The sequence below is a fragment of the Xanthomonas phaseoli pv. dieffenbachiae genome (genome assembly GCF_008639345.1).
In the GTDB taxonomy this organism is placed as follows: domain Bacteria; phylum Pseudomonadota; class Gammaproteobacteria; order Xanthomonadales; family Xanthomonadaceae; genus Xanthomonas; species Xanthomonas phaseoli.
On the sequence record NZ_CP041380.1, the window covers coordinates 3,162,150 to 3,180,583 of the forward strand.

Consider the following 18,434-nt stretch of genomic DNA (forward strand, 5'->3'; position numbering starts at 1 on the left):
AATCGTTGACAATTGCATGGACCGTCTTGGCGACATTGCCCTGTTCCTGCGCGTGCTCGACCTGGGCTCGATCACCGCAGGCGCGCGCAGCCTGGATCTGTCGGTGGCGGTCGCCAGCCAGCGTCTCAAGCGCCTGGAACGCGAGCTGGGCGTGCGCCTGCTGCACCGGACCACGCGCCGCCTGCATCCCACTGCCGAAGGCCAGCGGCTGGCCGAACGCGGCCGCGTGCTGGTGGAAGACCTGGACGCACTGGCCGAGGACCTGCGCGAAAGCGCGCACGATGTGGGTGGCGTGCTGCGCATGACCCTGTCCGCCTCATTCGGGCGGCAATACGTGTCGCCGCTGCTGCCCGAATTCCAGGCCCGCCATCCGCGCCTGCGCATCAGCGCCCACCTGAGCGACGACCTGGTGGACCTGGTCAAACAGGGTTTCGATCTGGCGATCCGGATCGGACCACTGGAGGACTCCGGGCTGGTGGCCCGGCGGATTGCCGACAACCGCCGAACCCTGGCGGCCTCGCCCGCCTACCTGCAGCGTCACGGCACGCCACGCACGCCGGACGAACTTGCACAGCACGCCGGCGTGTTGCTGATGGGCCGTGACGGCCGCCAGGACGTGTGGACACTGCAAACGCCAGACGGTGGACCGGTGCGCGTGCGCATGCAGAGCCGCTTCGAAAGCAACTTCGGCGAGCTGATACGCGACGCCGTGGTCGCCGGCCAGGGCATCGCGGTTCATTCGTATTGGCACATCGCCGACGAATTGCGCAGCGGCCGCCTGGTCGAAGTGATGCGCGACTACCCCCCGCCCACCTCGCAGATCAGCGCAGTGATGCCGGCGCGCCAGCTGCAACCGCCGCGCGTGCGTGCGTTCGTGGAGTTCCTGCTGGAGCGGCTGGGCGAGCAGCCGCCTTGGGAGCTGTCGACATAGCGCCGCCGCGCGCATGGGGCCGGCCGGCATCGGCGCTTGCCGTGCGGATGGCGCCGTAGCGACACGCGAGCGCCGCGACCGCGAGCCGGCGGATGGCGCCGTCTGCGGCATGCCAGTCACCGTCGGAAACGACAGCATCGGTGAGCTCTACGCTGCGTCCCACGCGCGCCGACCGCATGAGTGACTGGCTGCCCGAACGCGCGGCGATCGGCCGCATGACGGGACTGGCAAGCTACCGCCCCTGCGGTCAGCATGACCGTGCACGACCGCACGCCTAGGCCGGCGGCGTGCGCAACCGCTGCGGCAATCGCTCCGGCAGATCAACGCCCGCCGCGCAGCAGGCGCTTGTGCAGGCGACGCCGCTGCGCATCGCTCAACAGATGTCCGTGCGTTCGCAACAGCCCCAGGATCTGCAGATGCGCCTGTGCGGTACGCCGCGCCAATTCGGCGGCGGCGGCGGCTTGGAGCCGCTTCCACTCGGCAGGGCTGGTCGGCGTTGGAAAGCTGGAACGTTTTGCGGGCATGGCAGCAGGTGGATGCAAGAGACCTCGCCATGATACGGCCGGCCCGTGATCGCCCTATCAGGGCCAACGCGCAGTTAAAGCGAAGGCGGCCACGACTGCGGCAGCGCTTGGCGGCGGGCGCACGCCCACAACCCGCGCAATGGACCTTGCCGCCCACACCACCTGCACTCTTGTACGATCGGTGCCCTCGCGGCTGGGCCGCATTGCATCGTCGACGGGTTTTCGCATGTCTTCGCTGACCGAGTTGAGCACGATATTGCTGCGTCATGCGCCTGGCGACGGCATGCATTCCACGCCGATCGCCGGGTTGCAGATCATGCGCAGCGCATCGCCGACAGTGGCCATGCCCACTGTGTATACACCCATGCTGTGTCTGGTGGCGCAAGGCCGCAAGCAGGCAATGCTGGGCGCGCAGGCGTACGTCTATCACCCGCAGATGTACCTGGTGGCGTCGGTGGATCTGCCCATCGTCGGCTCGGTCATCGAAGCCAGCAGCGCGCAACCGTATCTGTGTTTCTGCCTGGACCTGGACACCGCGGTGTTCAGCGAGCTTGCGATCAATCATCCGGAACTGGTGGACACCCAGCGCGACGCGGCATCGGCCGGGTTGCTGCTCAATCGCAGCACGCCGCAGTTGCAGGACGCTGCGCTACGGCTGGCGCGCCTGCTCGATCAACCGCATGAAATTGCCGCGCTCGCTCCACTGATCGTGCGCGAACTGTTGTACCGCCTGATGGCCGACCCGGCCAATGCGGCGGTGCGCCAGATGGCCATCGCCGACAGCCGGCTCAACCAGATTTCCAGGGCCATCGTGTGGTTGCGCGAGCACTATGCGCAGCGCTTCAGCATCGAGCAGATCGCCGATCTCTCGGCAATGAGCCGCTCCACCTTCCATGCGCATTTCAAGGCGGTGACCACGCTGACGCCGCTGGAATACCGCTCGCAGCTGCGCGTGCACGAAGCACGCCGCCTGATGGTGGCCGAGGCGCTGACCGCCGCCGATGCCGGCTTCCGGGTTGGCTATGAGAGCGCATCGCAGTTCAGTCGCGACTACGCACGCATTCTCGGCATCTCGCCTGCGCGCGATGCGCAACGGCTGCGTGCCAACGCGCAGGACGCCACCGAAGCGGCGTAAGCGCTGCTGTACGCGGCGCAGGCCGCACCGCGGCCCCGGCCATCCGCCGCAGCGTTCGCTTACGCCAAGGCGGCACCATCACCGCGCCAGTATCGGCATCCACATCCGTCTACTCCTGCGCGTATTGCGCCTCGCTCACCTGCTCCAGCCAGGTGACAGGAGTGCCGTCCTGCGATTCGGCAATGGCGATATGCGTCATCGCCACGTTGGCATTGGCGCCGTGCCAATGCTTGACGCCAGGCGGAATCCACACGATATCGCCCGGGCGAATTTGCTGCGCCGGCTTGCCCCACTCCTGCACGCGCCCCGCGCCAGCGGTCACGATCAGCGTCTGGCCCAGCGGATGGGTATGCCATGCAGTGCGCGCGCCCGGCTCGAAGGTGACGGTGGCGCCGCCGACGCGTGCCGGTGCGTCGGCCTGGAACGGTGCGTCGATGCGCACCTTGCCGGTGAAATACGCGGCCGACCCCACTGCCGACGGCGCCCCGCCCGCCTTGCTCACCTTGATCGGCTGCGCGGCCTCATCCGGTGTCACGGCGGCCAGCATGGAGACGGACATCGCGGTCGCGAACAGTTGCATTGCAGTGCTCCTTCATTTGAGCCTGCGCACTGTAGCGCGCTCGTCCACTGGCATGACCTGGGCACGCACGCATGCTTCATCGCACCCCGGGCGGCCTAAAATCCGCGGGGCACCTCGCGCTTGCCGTCAGCCTCCGGCACCACCGCGCCCGGTCGATACGCCCGCAGGAACAACGCCACCGCACCGCTGACATACGCATCCGCATCCAGCTGTACCGATTGCGCGTCTGTCGCATCGTCGCGCGCGGCAGCGGTGGCCGGCCGCCCGGTCATCAATCCGAAGAAGTGCACCGATGCATCGGGCACGTTGTCGATCACCAAGGCGCCGCGTTGCACCTCGCGCGCCAACAGCGTGCGCATCATGGTGTCGTAGCGCCCGAAGCACAGCGTCCACATTTCCTCGCGCATCTGGCCAGGCAGCAGTGGCGGGCGCACCAGGCCATAGGCGGCATCATCGCGCATGCTGCTGGCAGACACGCGCAGCACTGCATCGGCCACCGCAGCCAGGCGCCGCTCCAACGGGCCCTGCAGCTCCAGCAAGGCCGTCCAGCGATTGGGCGAGGCCTGCGCCAGCGCTTCCAAAGTAGTGCGGAACAGCACCTCCTTGGACGCAAAATGCGCATACACCGTGGCCTTGGACACCATCGCGCGTTCGGCGATGGTGTCCATGCTGGTCCGGTCGAAACCGTGCTGCTGAAACAGCACGCCTGCCGCCGCCAGGATGGCGCCACGCTTTTCGTGTGGCGCACGCCTGGGCGCAACGGGTGGCGCATCGTCATCCACGCGACGGCTCCGCTGGCGGGGTCGCGGCGGCAGTGGGCGCAGCGGTTTGCAGCCAGCCTCCGCCCATGGCCTTGTAGAACGTCACCAGGTTGGTGAAGCGCGACAGCTGGGTGTTGATCAAGGTCTGCTGCGCGCTGTACAGCGAGCGCTGCGCATCCAGCGCCTGCAGATAGCTGTCGATGCCGCGTTCGAAACGCGCTTGCGACAGCTTGTAGCTATCGGCTGTGGCATCCACCAGCGCTTGCTGGGCCTGCAATTGCCTGCCCAGCGTGTCGCGCTGCGCCAACGCGTCGGAAACCTCGCGGAACGCGCTCTGGATCGATTTTTCGTAGCGCGCCACTTCGATATCGCGATTGGCCTTGGCCATGTCCAGATTGGCGCGATTGCGCCCGGCATTGAAGATCGGCAAGGTCAGCGTGGGCACGAAACTCCAGGCACGCGTGCCGGCATCGAACAGCCTGGACAGGCTGCTGCTGGACGAACCGGTAGATGCGGTCAGGCTGATGCTGGGGAAGAACGCTGCCCGCGCCGCACCGATATTGGCGTTGGCCGCACGCAAGTTGCGCTCGGCTTCCAGGATGTCCGGGCGACGTTGCAGCAACTGCGATGGCAGGCCGGCCGGCACGCTGGCCAACACATTGCCTTCCACGCTCGCGTTGTCGGGCAGTGCATGTGGCAGCAATTCCACCGGCACCGACCTGCCGACCAGCAGCACCAGGGCATTGCGATCCTGCGCCACCTGCGCGGTGTAGCGCTCCACATCCACACGTGCGGTTTCCACCGTGGTCTGCGCCTGACGCAAGGTCAGTTGCGAAGCCGCGCCCAGTTCGAAGCTGCGCTGCTGCAGACGATAACTGTCGCTCTGGCTGCTCAGGGTGGATTGCGCCAGCTGCAGCAACTGCTGGTCGGCCGCCAAGGTCAGGTAGGCGGTGGCCACTTCTGCCACCAGGCTGATATGCGTACTGCGGCGTGCCTCGGCGGTGGACAGGAATTGCTGCAACGCCTGTTCCTTCAGGCTGCGCACGCGCCCGAACAGGTCCAGCTCGTAGGCACTGATGCCGATGTTGGCGCTGTAGGTGCGGAACACCTGCGGCTGGCCGGGAATGGCTAGCTCCGAGGGCGTGCGCGCATTGTTGGCGGTGCCGGTGCCCTCGATGGCGGGCAGCAGCGCGGCGCGATCCACCCGGTATTGCGCGCGGGCGACCTCGATATTGAGCGCGGCCACGCGCAGGTCGCGATTATTGTCCAGTGCCAGCGCAATCACCTGCTGCAGCGCCGGATCGGTGAAGACCTCACGCCAGCCGATGTCGGCGATGTACGCCGTGTCGGTGGTGCTGCCGGTATCGGCAGCGGCAGCCGGAGGGGCTGCCGACACATCCGTGCCGGCAAATTGCGCGGGCACCGGTGCGTCGGGCCGCGTGTAGCGCGGCATCAGCGTGCAACCGGAAAGCACGCTGGCCACGCCAAGCGCGCAAAGAGTCATGCGAATCGCGGTCATGTCAGTGTCCTGTGGGTTGCGGTGCGGGCGAGGCAGGTTGTGCACGGCGCTGGAACAGGCCGCACACCAGCACGAAGAACAGCGGCACGAAGAAGATCGCCAGCACCGTGCCGGAGACCATGCCGCCGATCACGGCCGTGCCCAGCGCGTGCTGCGCGCCGGCGCCGGCACCGCTGGTCAATACCAGCGGCACCACGCCGAGGATGAAGGCCAACGAGGTCATCAGGATCGGCCGCAAGCGCATGCGCGCCGCTTCCAGTGCTGCGGCCACCAGGCTCTTGCCGCTCTCGTGCAATTCCCTTGCGAACTCCACGATCAAGATCGCGTTCTTCGATGCCAGGCCAATGGTGGTGAGCAAGCCCACCTGGAAGTACACATCGTTCATTTTCCAGGTCAGCATGGCCGCCAGCAGCGTGCCGAACACGCCCAGCGGCACCACCAGAATCACCGAGAATGGAATCGCCCAGCTTTCGTACAACGCGGCCAGGCACAGGAACACGATCAGGATCGAGACGCTGTACAACAGGCCGGTCTGACCGGACGAGGCTTTTTCCTGACGCGACAACCCGGTCCACTCGAAACCGATGCCCGGTGGCAGCTTGGCGGCTGCGGCTTCGACGATCTGCATTGCCTCGCCGCTGGAGGCCGCACCCGGCAACGCCATGCCCAGGATCTCCATCGACGGCACGCTGTTGTAACGCTCCAGCCGCGGCGACCCGGATTGCCAGCTTGCCGTGGCGAAGGCGTTGAACGGCACCATGGTGCCGGCGCTGTTGCGCACGAACCAGTGGTCGATGTCCTGCGGGTTCATGCGATATGGCGCATCGGCCTGCAGCATCACCTTCTTGACCCGGCCCTTGTCGATGAAGTCGTTGACGTAGGTGCTACCCCACGCGCTGGAGAAGGTGTCGTTGATGTCGGAGATCGACACGCCCATCGCCTGCGCTTTATGCGGGTCGATTTCCAGCTTGAACTCGGGCGTGTCTTCCTGGCCATTGGGGCGCACCGCCACCAGGCGCTTGTCTTGCGACAGTTCTGCCAGCAATTGATTACGCGCCTGCATCAACGCCGCGTGACCCAGATTGGCGCGGTCCTGCAGCATCAGATCGAAGCCGGTGGCATTACCCAACTCCGACACCGCAGGCGGTGCGAACGCAAACACCTTGGCATCGCGGATACCGGCAAAAAATGCCCCGGCCTTGGCCGCCACGTCGGTGACGCTCTGGCCCTTGCCGGTGCGCTCGTCCCACGGCCGCAACTTGACGAAGGCAAAGCCCACGTTCTGGCCGCTACCGGCAAAACTGAAACCGGTCACGGCGAAGACACCGGCAACCGAATCCTTCTGGTCGACCAGGAAATGATGCTCCACCTGCTTGAGCACATCGCTGGTGCGCGCATTGGTGGCACCGGGCGGCAACTGCACCAGCACGAACAAGGTGCCCTGGTCTTCGTCCGGCAGGAATCCCACCGGCAACTTCATGAATCCGAACACCACCAAGGCCAGCAACGCCGCGTAGGCGAGCATGTAGCGCCAGCCCTTGCCGAGCATGTGCCGCACCACGCCCTGGTAGCCGGTGTTGCCGCGATCGAACAGGCGGTTGAACCAACCGAAGAACCCGGTGGTGGCCAGGCCATGACCCTTGTGCACGGGCTTGAGCAAGGTGGCGCACAAGGCCGGGGTCAGGATCATCGCCACCAGTACCGACAAGGTCATCGCCGAGACGATCGTGATCGAGAACTGCCGGTAGATCACGCCGGTGGATCCGCTGAAAAACGCCATCGGCACGAACACCGCCGCCAGCACCAGCGCCACGCCGATCAATGCCCCGGAAATCTGGTCCATCGATTTACGCGTGGCGTCCTTGGGCGACAACTGCTCCTCGCTCATCACGCGCTCGACGTTTTCCACCACCACGATCGCATCGTCCACCAGCAAACCGATCGCCAGCACCATCGCGAACATGGTCAAGGTATTGATGGTGAAACCGAACGCCGCAAGCACACCGAAAGTGCCCAGCAGCACCACCGGCACCGCAATGGTCGGAATCAACGTGGCACGGAAGTTCTGCAGGAACAGGTACATCACCAGGAACACCAGCACCACCGCTTCCACCAGCGTGTGCACCACCTGCTCGATGGAGATGCGCACGAACGGGGTGGTGTCGTACGGCTTTTGCACCTTCATGCCGGGCGGGAAGAACTTTTCCTGCTCTTCCAGGCTTTTATCGATCGCGCGCACCGTATCCAGCGCATTGGCACCGGTGGCCAGTTTGATCGCCAGACCGGCAGCCGGCTTGCCGTTGTAACGGCCCACCGTGTTGTAGCTTTCGCTGCCCAGCTCGATGCGGGCCACATCGCGCAAGCGCACCTGCGCGCCATCGGATTGGGTGCGCAGCAGGATGCTTTCGAATTGCTCAGCGGTCTTCAGCCGGGTCTGCGCAGTGATGGTGGCATTGAGCTGCTGGTTGGCCACCGCCGGCAACGCGCCCAACTGGCCGGCGGAAATCTGCGCGTTCTGCGCCTGGATCGCGTTGCGCACATCCACGGGCGTGAGGTTGAAATTGCTCAGCTTGTTGGGGTCCATCCACACCCGCATCGCGTACTGCGAACCGAACAAGGTGGTGTCACCCACGCCTTCGACGCGGCTGATGGTTTCCTGCACATTGGCGGCCACGTAATCGGACAGGTCCGAATCGCTCATGCTGCCGTCTTCGGACGTAAACGCCAGCAGGTTGAGGAAGTTGGTGGCCGACTTGGTCACCGTCACGCCCTGCTGCTGCACTTCCTGCGGCAACAACGGCGTGGCCAGCGACAACTTGTTCTGCACCTGCACCTGCGCGGTGTCCGGATCGGTGCCGTTTTCGAAGGTCAGGGTGATGGTCACCGCACCGCTGGATTCGCTGGTGGACGCCATGTAGCTGAGATGATCCAGCCCCTTCATCTTCTGCTCGATGACCTGGGTGACGGTGTCTTCCAGCGTCTGCGCCGAGGCGCCCGGGTAGTTGGCGGTGATGGCGACAGCCGGCGGTGCGATGCTGGGGTATTGCGCAATCGGCAAGGTGGCGATGGAGAGGATGCCGGCCAGCATCACGATGATGGCCAACACCCAGGCGAAGATCGGACGATCGATAAAGAAACGTGCCATGACGTGTGATCCCGCCTTCAGTTGGCCGCACGCGGTGCGGTCGGGGCAGCAGGACCGGCAGCATTGCCGGCGGCGGGCGTGGCCTTGGGCTGCCACGGCACGGTCTTGACCTCGATGCCATCGCGCGCGCGCGACGCGCCTTCGACGACCACTTGCTCGCCGGGCTTCAGGCCGCTGCGCACCAGCCACTGGTCGCCCACCGCGCGATCGGTTTCCAGCACGCGCAACTGCAGCTTGTGGTCGGCGCCGACGACGAAGGCGGTGGGTTTACCGGCGCCGTTGCGCGAGACCGCCTGTTGCGGCACCAGCATGCCCTGCTCCTTGACGCCTTCCTGCAGCACCGCGCGCACGTACATGCCCGGCAACAGCTCGGCGTTCGGGTTGGGGAACACTGCGCGCAGGGTGATCGAGCCGGTGTTCTGGTCGACGGTCACGTCGGAGAACGCCAGGTGCCCCTGCAGCGGGTAGGTGCTGCCGTCTTCCAGCAGCAGCGACACCTTGGCCGCGCCGTCGCCGGCCTGTTCCAGATCGCCGCGTGCCATCGCCTGCCGGAGACGCAACACCGCACTGCTGGGCTGGGTGACGTCGATGTAGATCGGGTCCAACTGCTGGATGGTGGTCAGCGCAGTGGCCTGGTTGGCGGTCACCAGCGCACCCGGGGTCACGCTAGAGCGGCCGATGCGTCCGGAGATCGGTGCATCGAGCCGGGCAAACGCCAGGTTGATACGCGCGGTCTCCACGCTGGCCTTGCCGGCTGCCACGTCGGCCTTGGCCTGACCTAGCGCGGCATCGGTGTCGTCACCTTCCTGCTGGCTGATCGCCTTGATCTGCGCCAGTTCCTTGTAGCGCTCGGCCTTGAGCTGCGCGGTGCGAAGGGTCGCCTCGGCCTTGGCCAGCGACGCCTGCGCGCTGGCATAGCTGGCGCGGTACTGGGCCGGGTCGATCTGGTACAGGGTCTGGCCAGCCTTGACGTCGCCGCCCTCGGTGAACTGGCGCGATTGGATGATGCCCCCCACTTGCGGGCGAATTTCGGAGATCAGGTACGGAACGGTGCGCCCCGGCAATTCGGTGGTCAGGGTCACCGGTTGCTGCTTGACGGTCAGCACACCCATTTCCGGGGTGCCTTCCTGCGGCGGCGGGCCTCCCGGCGGGCTGCCGCAGGCGCTCAGCAGGGCGGTGACGACGACGGCAACAGCAAGCAACGACGGGCGAAACGAGGCATGGGCACGCACGGGCAGGTCTCCGACGGAGGTGTAATGATTAAATCTAAACGGTACGGTTCGGTATCCTAATAAGCGCATCCGTAGCCGTCAAGCATTCCTGCCCAGTCGGTATACTTATGAATTATTGGGAGAACCCGATGCGGGTCAGAACCGAAGAAAAACGCGAGGCCATCGTCCAGGCGGCCAGCGAGGTCTTCCTCGAGCTGGGCTTCGAAGGCGCGTCGATGTCGCAGATCGCCGCCCGCGTGGGCGGCTCCAAGCGCACGCTGTACGGCTACTTTCCGTCAAAGGAAGAGCTGTTCGTGGCCGTTGCCAAGGACATGTCGGACCGCTATTTCGATCCGTTGCTGCATGCGCTTTCGCAAAGCAGCGGCCCGGTCGATGAGGCACTGCAGCGCTTCGGCGAGGATGTGCTGCGGTTCCTGTGCGCCCCGCCCAATATCACCAGTTGGCAGACCATCATCGGGGTATCCGGCAGATCGGCGGTCGGCGCGCTGTATTTCAGCGCCGGGCAGGAGGAAGGCATCCAGCGCTTTGCCGAATACCTGCAGGCACAGGTGGATTGCGGCCTGCTCCATTGCGAAGACACCCTGCTTGCCGCCCACCAGTACGCTGCCTTGCTGGAATCGGAAACCTTGATGCCCTGCCTGTTTGGCGCACTCAAGGACCCCGCGCCCGAGTTCCTGCACGACGCGACGCGACGTGCGGTGCAGACGTTTCTGGCCGCGTATGGCGGCAAGGCCGGCAAAGCGGCGTGACGCCCCTTGCGAGGTCACTGCATTGCACTGCGCGAGGACGCGCAGTGCACGTACAGACGCCAAGCCTGCAGCCACTTAGACGTCTAAACCACGCCGCCGCCCCGCTGGCTAGAAGGCAGCGTCGTCATCACCGCATGATTCGACCAGGCAGCGATGCTACATTGTTGGCGCAAGCATGCCGCTGCGGCGATTGAGCGGGGTTGCGATTGACGGTATTGCGATTGCGCTTCAACACGCTGCCATCGCAAGCAGGCTGCCACCCGGGCATCGCGCCACCAGCGCCTTGGAACAGGCCGCGTGTACGCGCGACCTAGGCGCTGATCACTCGGCCACTGCGCATTTCGCGCACAGGCCGTGCACTTCCAGCGTCTGTGCCTGCGGCTGGAACCCGAGCGCCTTGGCGCGGGCTTCCAGTTGCGACACCACGTCGCGATCTTCCAGCTCCACCGCGCTGTGGCAGCGGTCGCAGATCAGGAACGGCACCGAGTGTTGGGCGCTGTTGGGGTGGTGGCAGGCGACGAACGCATTGACCGATTCGAGCTTGTGCACGAAGCCGTTGGCCATCAGGAAATCGAGCGCGCGGTACACCGTGGGCGGGGCGTCGGCGCCCACGCCCTTGCCTTCGCGCACCCAGTCCAGCAGTTCGTAGGCCTTGACCGGCTTGCCGGCGTCGGCGATCAGCCGCAGCACGTTGGCGCGGATCGGCGTCAGCCGCAGGCCGCGTTCGCTGCAGGCACGCTCCACCGCGCGCACGAAACCGTTGGCGTCGTCGACGTGGTGATGCGGTGCGGTACAGGCGAGGTCTTGGGCGTGGGTATGCTTGGTCATACAGGCTCCGGCGTCAGGCCGCTCCAATCTTGATGAGTGCCGCATCGATGCGTTTCAAGGCACCCTCGCGTCCGGCCAAGTACACCGTTTGCGAAATGTCCGGGCTGACCTGGGTGCCGGTGATGGCCACGCGCAGCGGCTGGGCGATCTTGCCCATGCCCAGTTCCAACGCGGCAGCAGCGTCGTGCAGCGCCGCCGAGACGCTCTCCACGCTCCACGTCTCCACCGCAGCCAGCAACTCGCGCGCCTTGCCCAGCGGCACCTCGGCGCCCAGCTTGAGGTGTTTCATCACCGCCGCTTCGTCATAGGTTTCCAGCGGCCGGTACCAGACCACGGCTTTTTCGGCCATTTCCTTCAAGGTCTGCACGCGCTCGCGCAACGCCACCACCACATCGGCGGCGGCCGGGCCGGCAGCGATGTCCACCCCGAGCTTGGCAAGCTGGTACTCCAACTGCGGGGCGATGCTGGCCGGGTCGTCGGTCTTCAGATAATGCTGATTGACCCAGCCGAGCTTGGCCATGTCCAGGCGCGCGGCCTTGGAATTGACGTCCTTGACGTCGAACAGGTCCAGCAATTCCTGCTGGGTGAACAGCTCCTGGTCGCCATGCGACCAGCCCAGGCGCGCCAGATAATTGATCAATGCATGCGGCAGATAGCCGGCGTCCTTGTACTGCATGACGTCGGCCGCGCCGGTGCGCTTGGACAGCTTGGCGCCCTGCTCGTCCAGGATCATCGGCATGTGCGCGAACTTGGGTACCGGTGCGCCCAGTGCCTCATAGATATTGATCTGGCGCGGAGTGTTGTTGATATGGTCGTCGCCGCGGATGACCTCGGTGATGCCCATGTCCCAGTCGTCCACCACCACTGCAAAGTTGTAGGTGGGAAACCCGTCCGGGCGGAAGATCACCATGTCGTCGAGCTCGCTGTTGGCGATCTCGATGCGCCCCTTGATCAGGTCGTCGAACACCACCGTGCCGCCGACGGGATTCTTGAAACGGATGACGCGATTGGGGTCGTCGCGATACGGCAGGTTCTGCTCGCGGGCGGCGCCGTTGTAGCGCGGCTTTTCCTGCCTGGCCATGGCGGCCTCGCGCATGGCGTCGAGTTCTTCGCGGGTTTCGTAGGCGTAATACGCCTTGCCCTGCGCGAGCAACTGCTCGGCAACCTCTTGATAGCGGGCAATGCGCTGGGTCTGGTAGATCGGACCTTCGTCGTAACCCAGGCCCAGCCACTCCATCGCTTCCAGGATGGCGTCGATGGCCGCCTGGGTGCTGCGCTCGCGGTCGGTGTCTTCGATGCGCAGCACGAACTGCCCGCCGCGGTGGCGTGCCTCCAGCCAGCAATACAGGGCGGTGCGGGCGCCGCCGATGTGCAGGTAACCGGTGGGGCTGGGAGCGAAACGGGTGCGGCAGGTCATGGAGCGCTCGGCAAAACGGGAGTCGCCCGATTTTACCTTGCGCAGCGTGGCCCTGCCCGGCCCCTGGCTCAGCGGTTGCGCAGCAGGTCGCCGTACACCACGCACTCGCCGTCGCTGCGGGCCGTGCCCGGCGCGTCGTACAGCACCAGCCAGGTGGGAATCTTGCCCGCCAGTTGCCTGGGCAGGTTGCAGATGGCCTCGGCGCGGTCGCAGTCCTTGCCATGCGGCAGCACTGCCGATTCCAGCAGGTCGTGCTGGAAGCGCACCGGTGCGCGGTTGGCGGCCAGCACGGTGCGCGCATCCGGCCATTTGAACAGGCGGATTTCGCCGTTCAAGACCATCGTCGGCCCGGCCAGCAGGTACAGATCGTCGCCGGAATAATGCAGGTCGCGGATGCCCAGCCCACCCAACTGCAGGAAATGCTTGCGCAGCAGGGTGCCGTCTTCGTCCAGCGGGGCCAGGCGCAAGTGGTCGCCGTGGGCTTCCACCTGGATCTCCAGCAATGCCGTCCAGCCACGCAGCACCGGCCCGCGCAGGCCCAGCAGCAAACGCTGGCCATCGACCACGATGCCTTCGATATCGAAGCCGTTGTCCTTGCCGGGAATCTTCAGGAACGGACCAAAATGCGGGTCGTCGGCAAGCAGGTCGGTGAGCTGGTTGTGCTTGGCATCGCCCTTGAGCCGCAGCGCCCGGCGGCCGTCGGCCGCTTCGCGCACCAGCTGCGGGGTGCCGTCTTGCGCATATTCGATCGGCAGGCAGGCCAGCAGGCGGCGATTGGCATCGAGCTTCAACTTGGTCAGGCGTTTGGCGTTTTCGGCGTCGTCGCGGCCGCGCTTGGCGTTCTTGCGTTTGCTGCCGTGCGAGCCGACGACCCACAAGAATCCATCCGACAGCCCCATGCCTTCCAGGTCGGCCTCCTCGCCGTCTTCGCCCGGCAGATCTAGCAGGTCCGCCAGCGGGAAGCTCTGCCCTTCGCCGAAGCGCAGCGTCTGCCGCTGTGCGGGGTCGAGCTTGCGCAGCCGGTCCACCGCGCAGGCTTCGTCGCCGGCCACCCACAGCCAATCGTCGGTGAAGGCGGCGCCGGACAGATTGCTGTGCACCAGCGCACCGGGCGCGAACTCGAGCCGGACGCTATGCGGAATCAGGGTTTTCTTGGCCATGGGCACCTGCGGCAAGGGATCAACCGAACGCAGCCAGCTTGGCACGCGTCACATCGGGCGCCAACTGCCCCGGCCAATCGCGGTCGTTGGCCACCTGCGCCTGCGTGCGGCTGGCCTCGAACGCGGCGAAGTCCAACTCGGCCAGTGCCCACACGGCCTGGCCCTGGGTCTGCGCCAGCACGCCATCGGCGGGGAAGCCGACATCCATCGGCGCAAACACCGCCGCCTCGCCGGTATTGATGTCCAACGCCGGGCTCCACGGCGCTTGGCCTGCGGTCACCGACTGCGCCACGAACACGCGATTTTCCAGCGCGCGCGCCAGGCATCCGATGCGCACGCGCATGGCGCCGGCAGCGGTGTCGGTGCAGCTGGGCACGATCAACAAGCGCGCACCGGCCTCGTATTGCGCACGTACCGGCAGCGGGAACTCGCTGTCGTAGCAGATCGCAATCGCGGCGCGCATGCCGTCCAGCTCGAACACCTTCAGTTCGTCGCCCGGCTCGATCAGCCCGGTGGCCTTTTCGAAGCCGGTGAGCTGCAGCTTGTCCTGCCAGCCGTGCAGGCCCTCCGGCGTAAACCAGTCGCTGCGATTGCGGTAGCGGCCGTGGCCCAGATCCAGCAGGAAACTGCCGGCAATCAGATGCAGCCGATGTTCCCGCGCCAACCGCGCAAACAGTTCCAGCCATGGCCCACGCAGCGCCTGGATCGCCACCAGCGATTCGGGCAGGCCGGCAGAAATCTGCGTGTCGAACGTTGCGCCCAGCTCCAGCGACAGATATTCGGGCAGCACCACCACCCGCGCACCGGCGTTGGCGGCTTCGGCGATCAGGGTCGATTGGCGCGCCGCAAATGCAGCGAAATCGACAGGCTTGCCGATGGGGTATTTGGCAACGGCAATTTTCATCTGGTGGCCTTTGGGTTGTTGGATCGACGCGGCGAAGCAATCAGAGCGCCTGGCGAGGCAGCGTGCAGCGAGCTTGTACACCGCCGGCGACGCTTGTCAGTCGCTGTAGGGCGGTAGCCGCTCACTGCGGCAACGCACGTGTCCACACAGACAAGCTGTGGTCGATCTCGCCATGTTGCAACTCCGCCCAGTGCAGGTGCACCCGCATGCCCGGCTGCGGGGCGTAACCGCGCTTGCGCCAGAACGCATCGTTAGGGCGGTAATCGGCTGGTTGGCGCGGGTCGTCGGGCGCCCGTTCCACCGAGCAGAACGCGGTCAATCCAAAGCGGCCCAGCGCGCGTGCATGCGCTTCGCGCCGGTCGAAAAATGCATGGCCGATCCCCTGCCCTCGATACGCCGGCAGCAGCACCGATTCGCCGAAATAGAACACGCCGGCCGGATCGATGCCTGCCGCACGGAACGGTGCGTGGAACGCGTCGCTGTCGTCGAGCAGCGGCAGGCCGGTGGAGGCGCCGACCACCGCATCACCATCGCGGACGAGCACGAACACGCTGTCCGGCGAGGCCGCGTAGGCGGCCAGATAACCGTGCTCGTAATCCGCATCGCCTTCGTACAGATACGGCCATGCACGGAAGACGGCGACGCGCAGCCGCGCCAACGCATCCAGATGCGCCAACACCGCCTCGCCACGCACCGTGTCGACGGTGAGGGACATGTCAGTCATGCATGGCATGATAAGCCAGCCTGACGGCGATGGCTCGACGTGGCCATGCGCTCCGCGCGGCGGTTGCCCGACTGCTGGCAGGCAAGCGCCCTCTGCGGTTGTGCGAACACCGAAAGCGGCAAGACGCGCTCGCAATTTGCAACGCACGGCCCCTGCACGATTCCGTTATGCATGCATTTCTTCGCATCGCGGCGCCTTTGTCGGCGCCAACACATCGACTATCTGTACGTGGCGTCGGCAGCCGCTCCATGCAAACACGATGCAGCCGCAACGCTGGCCACCGGGTTCAACGGGCCGAGGACCACGGCGAGCACCACTTCAGACCCCTTTACCGCGGCTCCGCGCGGGGACTCGGCGCACTCCGATGCCGAGTGCATGCCCCGCGCCTCACTTTGGAATCACTACATGATCCTGCAGCGCACGCTTACCCTCAGCATCATCGGGCTCCTGGGATTGTCCGCTACGGCGCATGCACAGCCGACGCCCCATGGAATGGGCCTGATTCCATCGCCCCAGATCCAACCCGCCCTGCCGATGATGGTGGAGCAGGGAATGACCGAGGAGGCGACGATCGCAGCGCTTCCCGCCAGAGTCGATCTGACCCGCTGGGCGATCGAACCCGGCGATCAGAAAGAAGTCAACTCCTGCGTCGGATGGGCGGTCGGCTATACGTTGGCGGGTTGGTACGCCAACGCCTACCAGCAGAAGACGACCAAGTTCGCCCCCATGTACGTCTACTCCCAAATCAATCTCGGTGGCTCCCAGTACGACGGCGGAGCGGCATCGGCGAGCGACGCGCTACGGCTGGCCATCGCGCAAGGCATCGACACACAGCCCCACTATTTCCAGGGAGCCTACGACTGGAAGGACAAGCCCACCAAGGACGAATACGTCAACGCCGGCAAATACAAACCGCCTTATAAGTCGTATACCGCGCTGTTCGCCGATTTTCAGGCAATGGCGGACGCAAGTTGATCAATGCGATCAAGCAATCGCTTTCCAATAGCACCCCGGTGGCGATCGGCCTCTGGGTCCGCAGCGGCTTCTTTTATCTCGACCAAACCAATAATGTTGACTACGATACCAAAACCCCCATCGAAGGCGGCCACGAAGTGATTGCGCTGGGCTACGACCAAGAAGGCTTGCTGATCGAAAACAGCTGGGGCAAAGGCTGGGGCAACAAAGGATTCGCCAAGCTATCCTGGTCGGTGGTGGCCAAGGACGTGATCGAGGCGCATATCGCCAACTGAGGGCCGCATCGGCCCTGTCGATCCCGGCGGGTGGCGCATGCCGCCGCCGGGATCGACACGACAGGCAATGCCGGCCTCAACGCAGGCTGTTGCCAAGCTCGTACCAATCGAGCTTGCGGGTGACCCACATGATGCTGGCCAGGATGCCGAACAGCAGCAACGACCCCATCAGCAGCGCGTTGTCCTCGGAGATCAACAGGCTGTAGAGCACCGCATACAAGGCGGTGAGCATCACCGAGAAGCCAGCCGCGCGGACCCAACTGCGCAACACGCCGGACAGGTAGAAGAACTGCAGGCCGATGCATGCCGCCGCCGACACCAGGTAGGCCTGCCAGAACGCGATGTGTTCGGAAAGGCTGAGCAGCAGCAGGAAGAAGATCGCCAGCGCCAGGCCCACCAGCAGGTATTGCAACGGATGGATGGGCAAACGCTTGATCAGCTCGAACAGCACGAAGGCCACGAAGGTCAGCACCACGAACAGGATGCCGTACTTGCTGGCGCGGTCGGCCTGGGTATACACGTCCACCGGATCGACCAGGCGCACTTCCAGCATATCCAGCGCCGCATGGCTGGACTGCAACTGCGTCTGCGCACCGGTGGCCAGCGACGACAGCGACCAGCTCGCATCGAAGCCCTTCGGCCCGATGCTCGGCGCATTCGGCAGGAAGCGGCCACCGAAGGACGGGTGCTGCCAGTCCGAGCGCAGGGCGATGTCGTTGTTGTCGGCGATCGGCGCGATGGCCAGCCGGCGCGTGCCGTCCAGCACGAACTGCATGTCCACCACGTTGCCGTCCTGCAGCCGGCCGGCGAGCGGGTCGGCCAGCGGACCCAGTTGGGCATGGATGCCCGCCGAACGGTCGGCCAGTGCGCCTGCGCCGCTCTCCAGCGCCAGCGTGCGGCCATCGACCTGCAGGCGTGGCGTGCCGACCAACCCACGCACGTCGGAAATCCCGATTGCCAGATACGGCTGGCCATACACACGGGTCGGCGCAGCCGCATAGTCGAAGGGGTCGTATTCGGCATGCAAGGTGGCCTTCCAGGAATACACCTGCACGCGGTATAAGCCCACCTCGCGCACCGAGGGCAGCATTTCGCCGCCGAGTTTCAGGCGACGCGGCGTTTGCAGCAGCGTACCTTCGCGCTTGCGCCAGACCTTGCGCTGGTTGCCCTGCTCGTCCGGCTCGGTGACCTGCACGTCTTCGGTATACGGCAGCACCCGCACCGGCGCGATGAACTGCTGCTCGCCGGCCTTGCTTTGCGCCACCCGCTCCACCGCCTCGTCGCGGTAACGCGCGCGGTCCTGCACCGCGCCACGGATCAGCAGCAGCGGAACCAACAACAGCAGGATCAGCCCGCCGATGGTGGCGAACCGCAACAACAGTTTCAGGGATTTCATCAGCCGTCCTCAGCTTGGGAGGCGGCCAGGGTGCGCGACGCCGGTGTTGGCGGTTTGAGGCGAATTTGAAGCGAATGTGAAGTGGGCGCCCCGGACAGTTGGCGACCGGCACTGTGACGCATTGACGAAATACGGTTTTCACCGCGGCAAAGTGCCACCCGTACCCAGCACAGGCTTCT

Annotated in this window: 15 protein-coding genes and 1 pseudogene; 4 read left to right on the forward strand and 12 right to left on the reverse strand. The window is 65.5% G+C overall.

Features of this window, described 5'->3' with window-relative positions; translation table 11 throughout:
• The first annotated feature begins 16 nt into the window (after positions 1–16).
• Positions 17–931 carry a LysR family transcriptional regulator gene (locus tag FLG15_RS14305; RefSeq protein ID WP_057678363.1) on the forward strand — a complete coding sequence of 305 codons (915 nt, stop codon included), beginning with the start codon at positions 17–19 and terminating at the stop codon, positions 929–931.
• A 320-nt stretch (positions 932–1,251) separates the two neighbouring features.
• Here the strand turns inward: FLG15_RS14305 and FLG15_RS14310 are convergent, their stop codons facing one another.
• A complete protein-coding gene (locus FLG15_RS14310) occupies positions 1,252–1,455 on the reverse strand; it encodes a hypothetical protein (RefSeq protein WP_057678364.1) in 204 nt (67 codons plus the stop codon).
• Positions 1,456–1,681: 226 nt separating this feature from the next.
• Between FLG15_RS14310 and FLG15_RS14315 the strand changes: the two genes are divergently transcribed.
• Positions 1,682–2,590, forward strand: coding sequence for an AraC family transcriptional regulator (locus tag FLG15_RS14315; protein WP_057678365.1), 909 nt, complete (start codon positions 1,682–1,684; stop codon positions 2,588–2,590).
• Between the two features lie 109 nt (positions 2,591–2,699).
• Here the strand turns inward: FLG15_RS14315 and FLG15_RS14320 are convergent, their stop codons facing one another.
• From FLG15_RS14320 to FLG15_RS14340, 5 genes are all read right to left on the reverse strand, one after another.
• Positions 2,700–3,170, reverse strand: a complete 471-nt coding sequence (locus FLG15_RS14320) for a (R)-mandelonitrile lyase (RefSeq protein ID WP_057678366.1) — start codon at positions 3,168–3,170, stop codon at positions 2,700–2,702.
• A gap of 95 nt (positions 3,171–3,265) precedes the next feature.
• Positions 3,266–3,952 carry a TetR/AcrR family transcriptional regulator gene (locus FLG15_RS14325; RefSeq protein WP_057678367.1) on the reverse strand — a complete coding sequence of 229 codons (687 nt, stop codon included), beginning with the start codon at positions 3,950–3,952 and terminating at the stop codon, positions 3,266–3,268.
• Positions 3,945–5,450: an efflux transporter outer membrane subunit gene (locus tag FLG15_RS14330; RefSeq protein ID WP_057678368.1), complete on the reverse strand. Its 1,506-nt coding sequence runs from the start codon at positions 5,448–5,450 to the stop codon at positions 3,945–3,947. Before FLG15_RS14330 ends, FLG15_RS14325 begins: the two co-directional genes overlap by 8 nt.
• Position 5,451: 1 nt before the next feature.
• Positions 5,452–8,595, reverse strand: coding sequence for an efflux RND transporter permease subunit (locus tag FLG15_RS14335; RefSeq protein WP_150146628.1), 3,144 nt, complete (start codon positions 8,593–8,595; stop codon positions 5,452–5,454).
• Positions 8,596–8,612: 17 nt separating this feature from the next.
• On the reverse strand, positions 8,613–9,827 hold the full coding sequence (locus tag FLG15_RS14340; protein ID WP_057678370.1) for an efflux RND transporter periplasmic adaptor subunit: 1,215 nt from the start codon (positions 9,825–9,827) through the stop codon (positions 8,613–8,615).
• 107 nt (positions 9,828–9,934) lie between these two features.
• Here FLG15_RS14340 and FLG15_RS14345 point away from each other — a divergent pair, with 107 nt between their 5' ends.
• Positions 9,935–10,576, forward strand: a complete 642-nt coding sequence (locus FLG15_RS14345; protein WP_057678371.1) for a TetR/AcrR family transcriptional regulator — start codon at positions 9,935–9,937, stop codon at positions 10,574–10,576.
• A gap of 321 nt (positions 10,577–10,897) precedes the next feature.
• Here the strand turns inward: FLG15_RS14345 and FLG15_RS14350 are convergent, their stop codons facing one another.
• From FLG15_RS14350 to FLG15_RS14370, 5 genes are all read right to left on the reverse strand, one after another.
• Entirely contained in the window at positions 10,898–11,404 is a 507-nt protein-coding gene (locus FLG15_RS14350) for a transcriptional repressor (RefSeq protein WP_017157169.1), read from the reverse strand.
• A gap of 13 nt (positions 11,405–11,417) precedes the next feature.
• Positions 11,418–12,821: a glutamate--tRNA ligase gene (gene gltX, locus FLG15_RS14355; protein ID WP_017157170.1), complete on the reverse strand. Its 1,404-nt coding sequence runs from the start codon at positions 12,819–12,821 to the stop codon at positions 11,418–11,420.
• A gap of 68 nt (positions 12,822–12,889) precedes the next feature.
• Positions 12,890–13,981 carry a DUF3616 domain-containing protein gene (locus FLG15_RS14360; RefSeq protein WP_150146631.1) on the reverse strand — a complete coding sequence of 364 codons (1,092 nt, stop codon included), beginning with the start codon at positions 13,979–13,981 and terminating at the stop codon, positions 12,890–12,892.
• Positions 13,982–14,000: 19 nt separating this feature from the next.
• Positions 14,001–14,885 (reverse strand): carbon-nitrogen hydrolase family protein, encoded by an 885-nt coding sequence (locus tag FLG15_RS14365; protein ID WP_057678372.1) that lies wholly within the window; start codon positions 14,883–14,885, stop codon positions 14,001–14,003.
• Between the two features lie 121 nt (positions 14,886–15,006).
• Positions 15,007–15,618 (reverse strand): GNAT family N-acetyltransferase, encoded by a 612-nt coding sequence (locus FLG15_RS14370; RefSeq protein WP_057678373.1) that lies wholly within the window; start codon positions 15,616–15,618, stop codon positions 15,007–15,009.
• Positions 15,619–16,014: 396 nt separating this feature from the next.
• Between FLG15_RS14370 and FLG15_RS14375 the strand changes: the two are divergent.
• A pseudogene (locus FLG15_RS14375) lies at positions 16,015–16,859 on the forward strand (C1 family peptidase).
• 76 nt (positions 16,860–16,935) lie between these two features.
• Here FLG15_RS14375 and creD read toward each other — a convergent pair.
• Positions 16,936–18,255 (reverse strand): cell envelope integrity protein CreD, encoded by a 1,320-nt coding sequence (gene creD / locus FLG15_RS14380; protein ID WP_039570552.1) that lies wholly within the window; start codon positions 18,253–18,255, stop codon positions 16,936–16,938.
• Between the last annotated feature and the right edge of the window lie 179 nt (positions 18,256–18,434).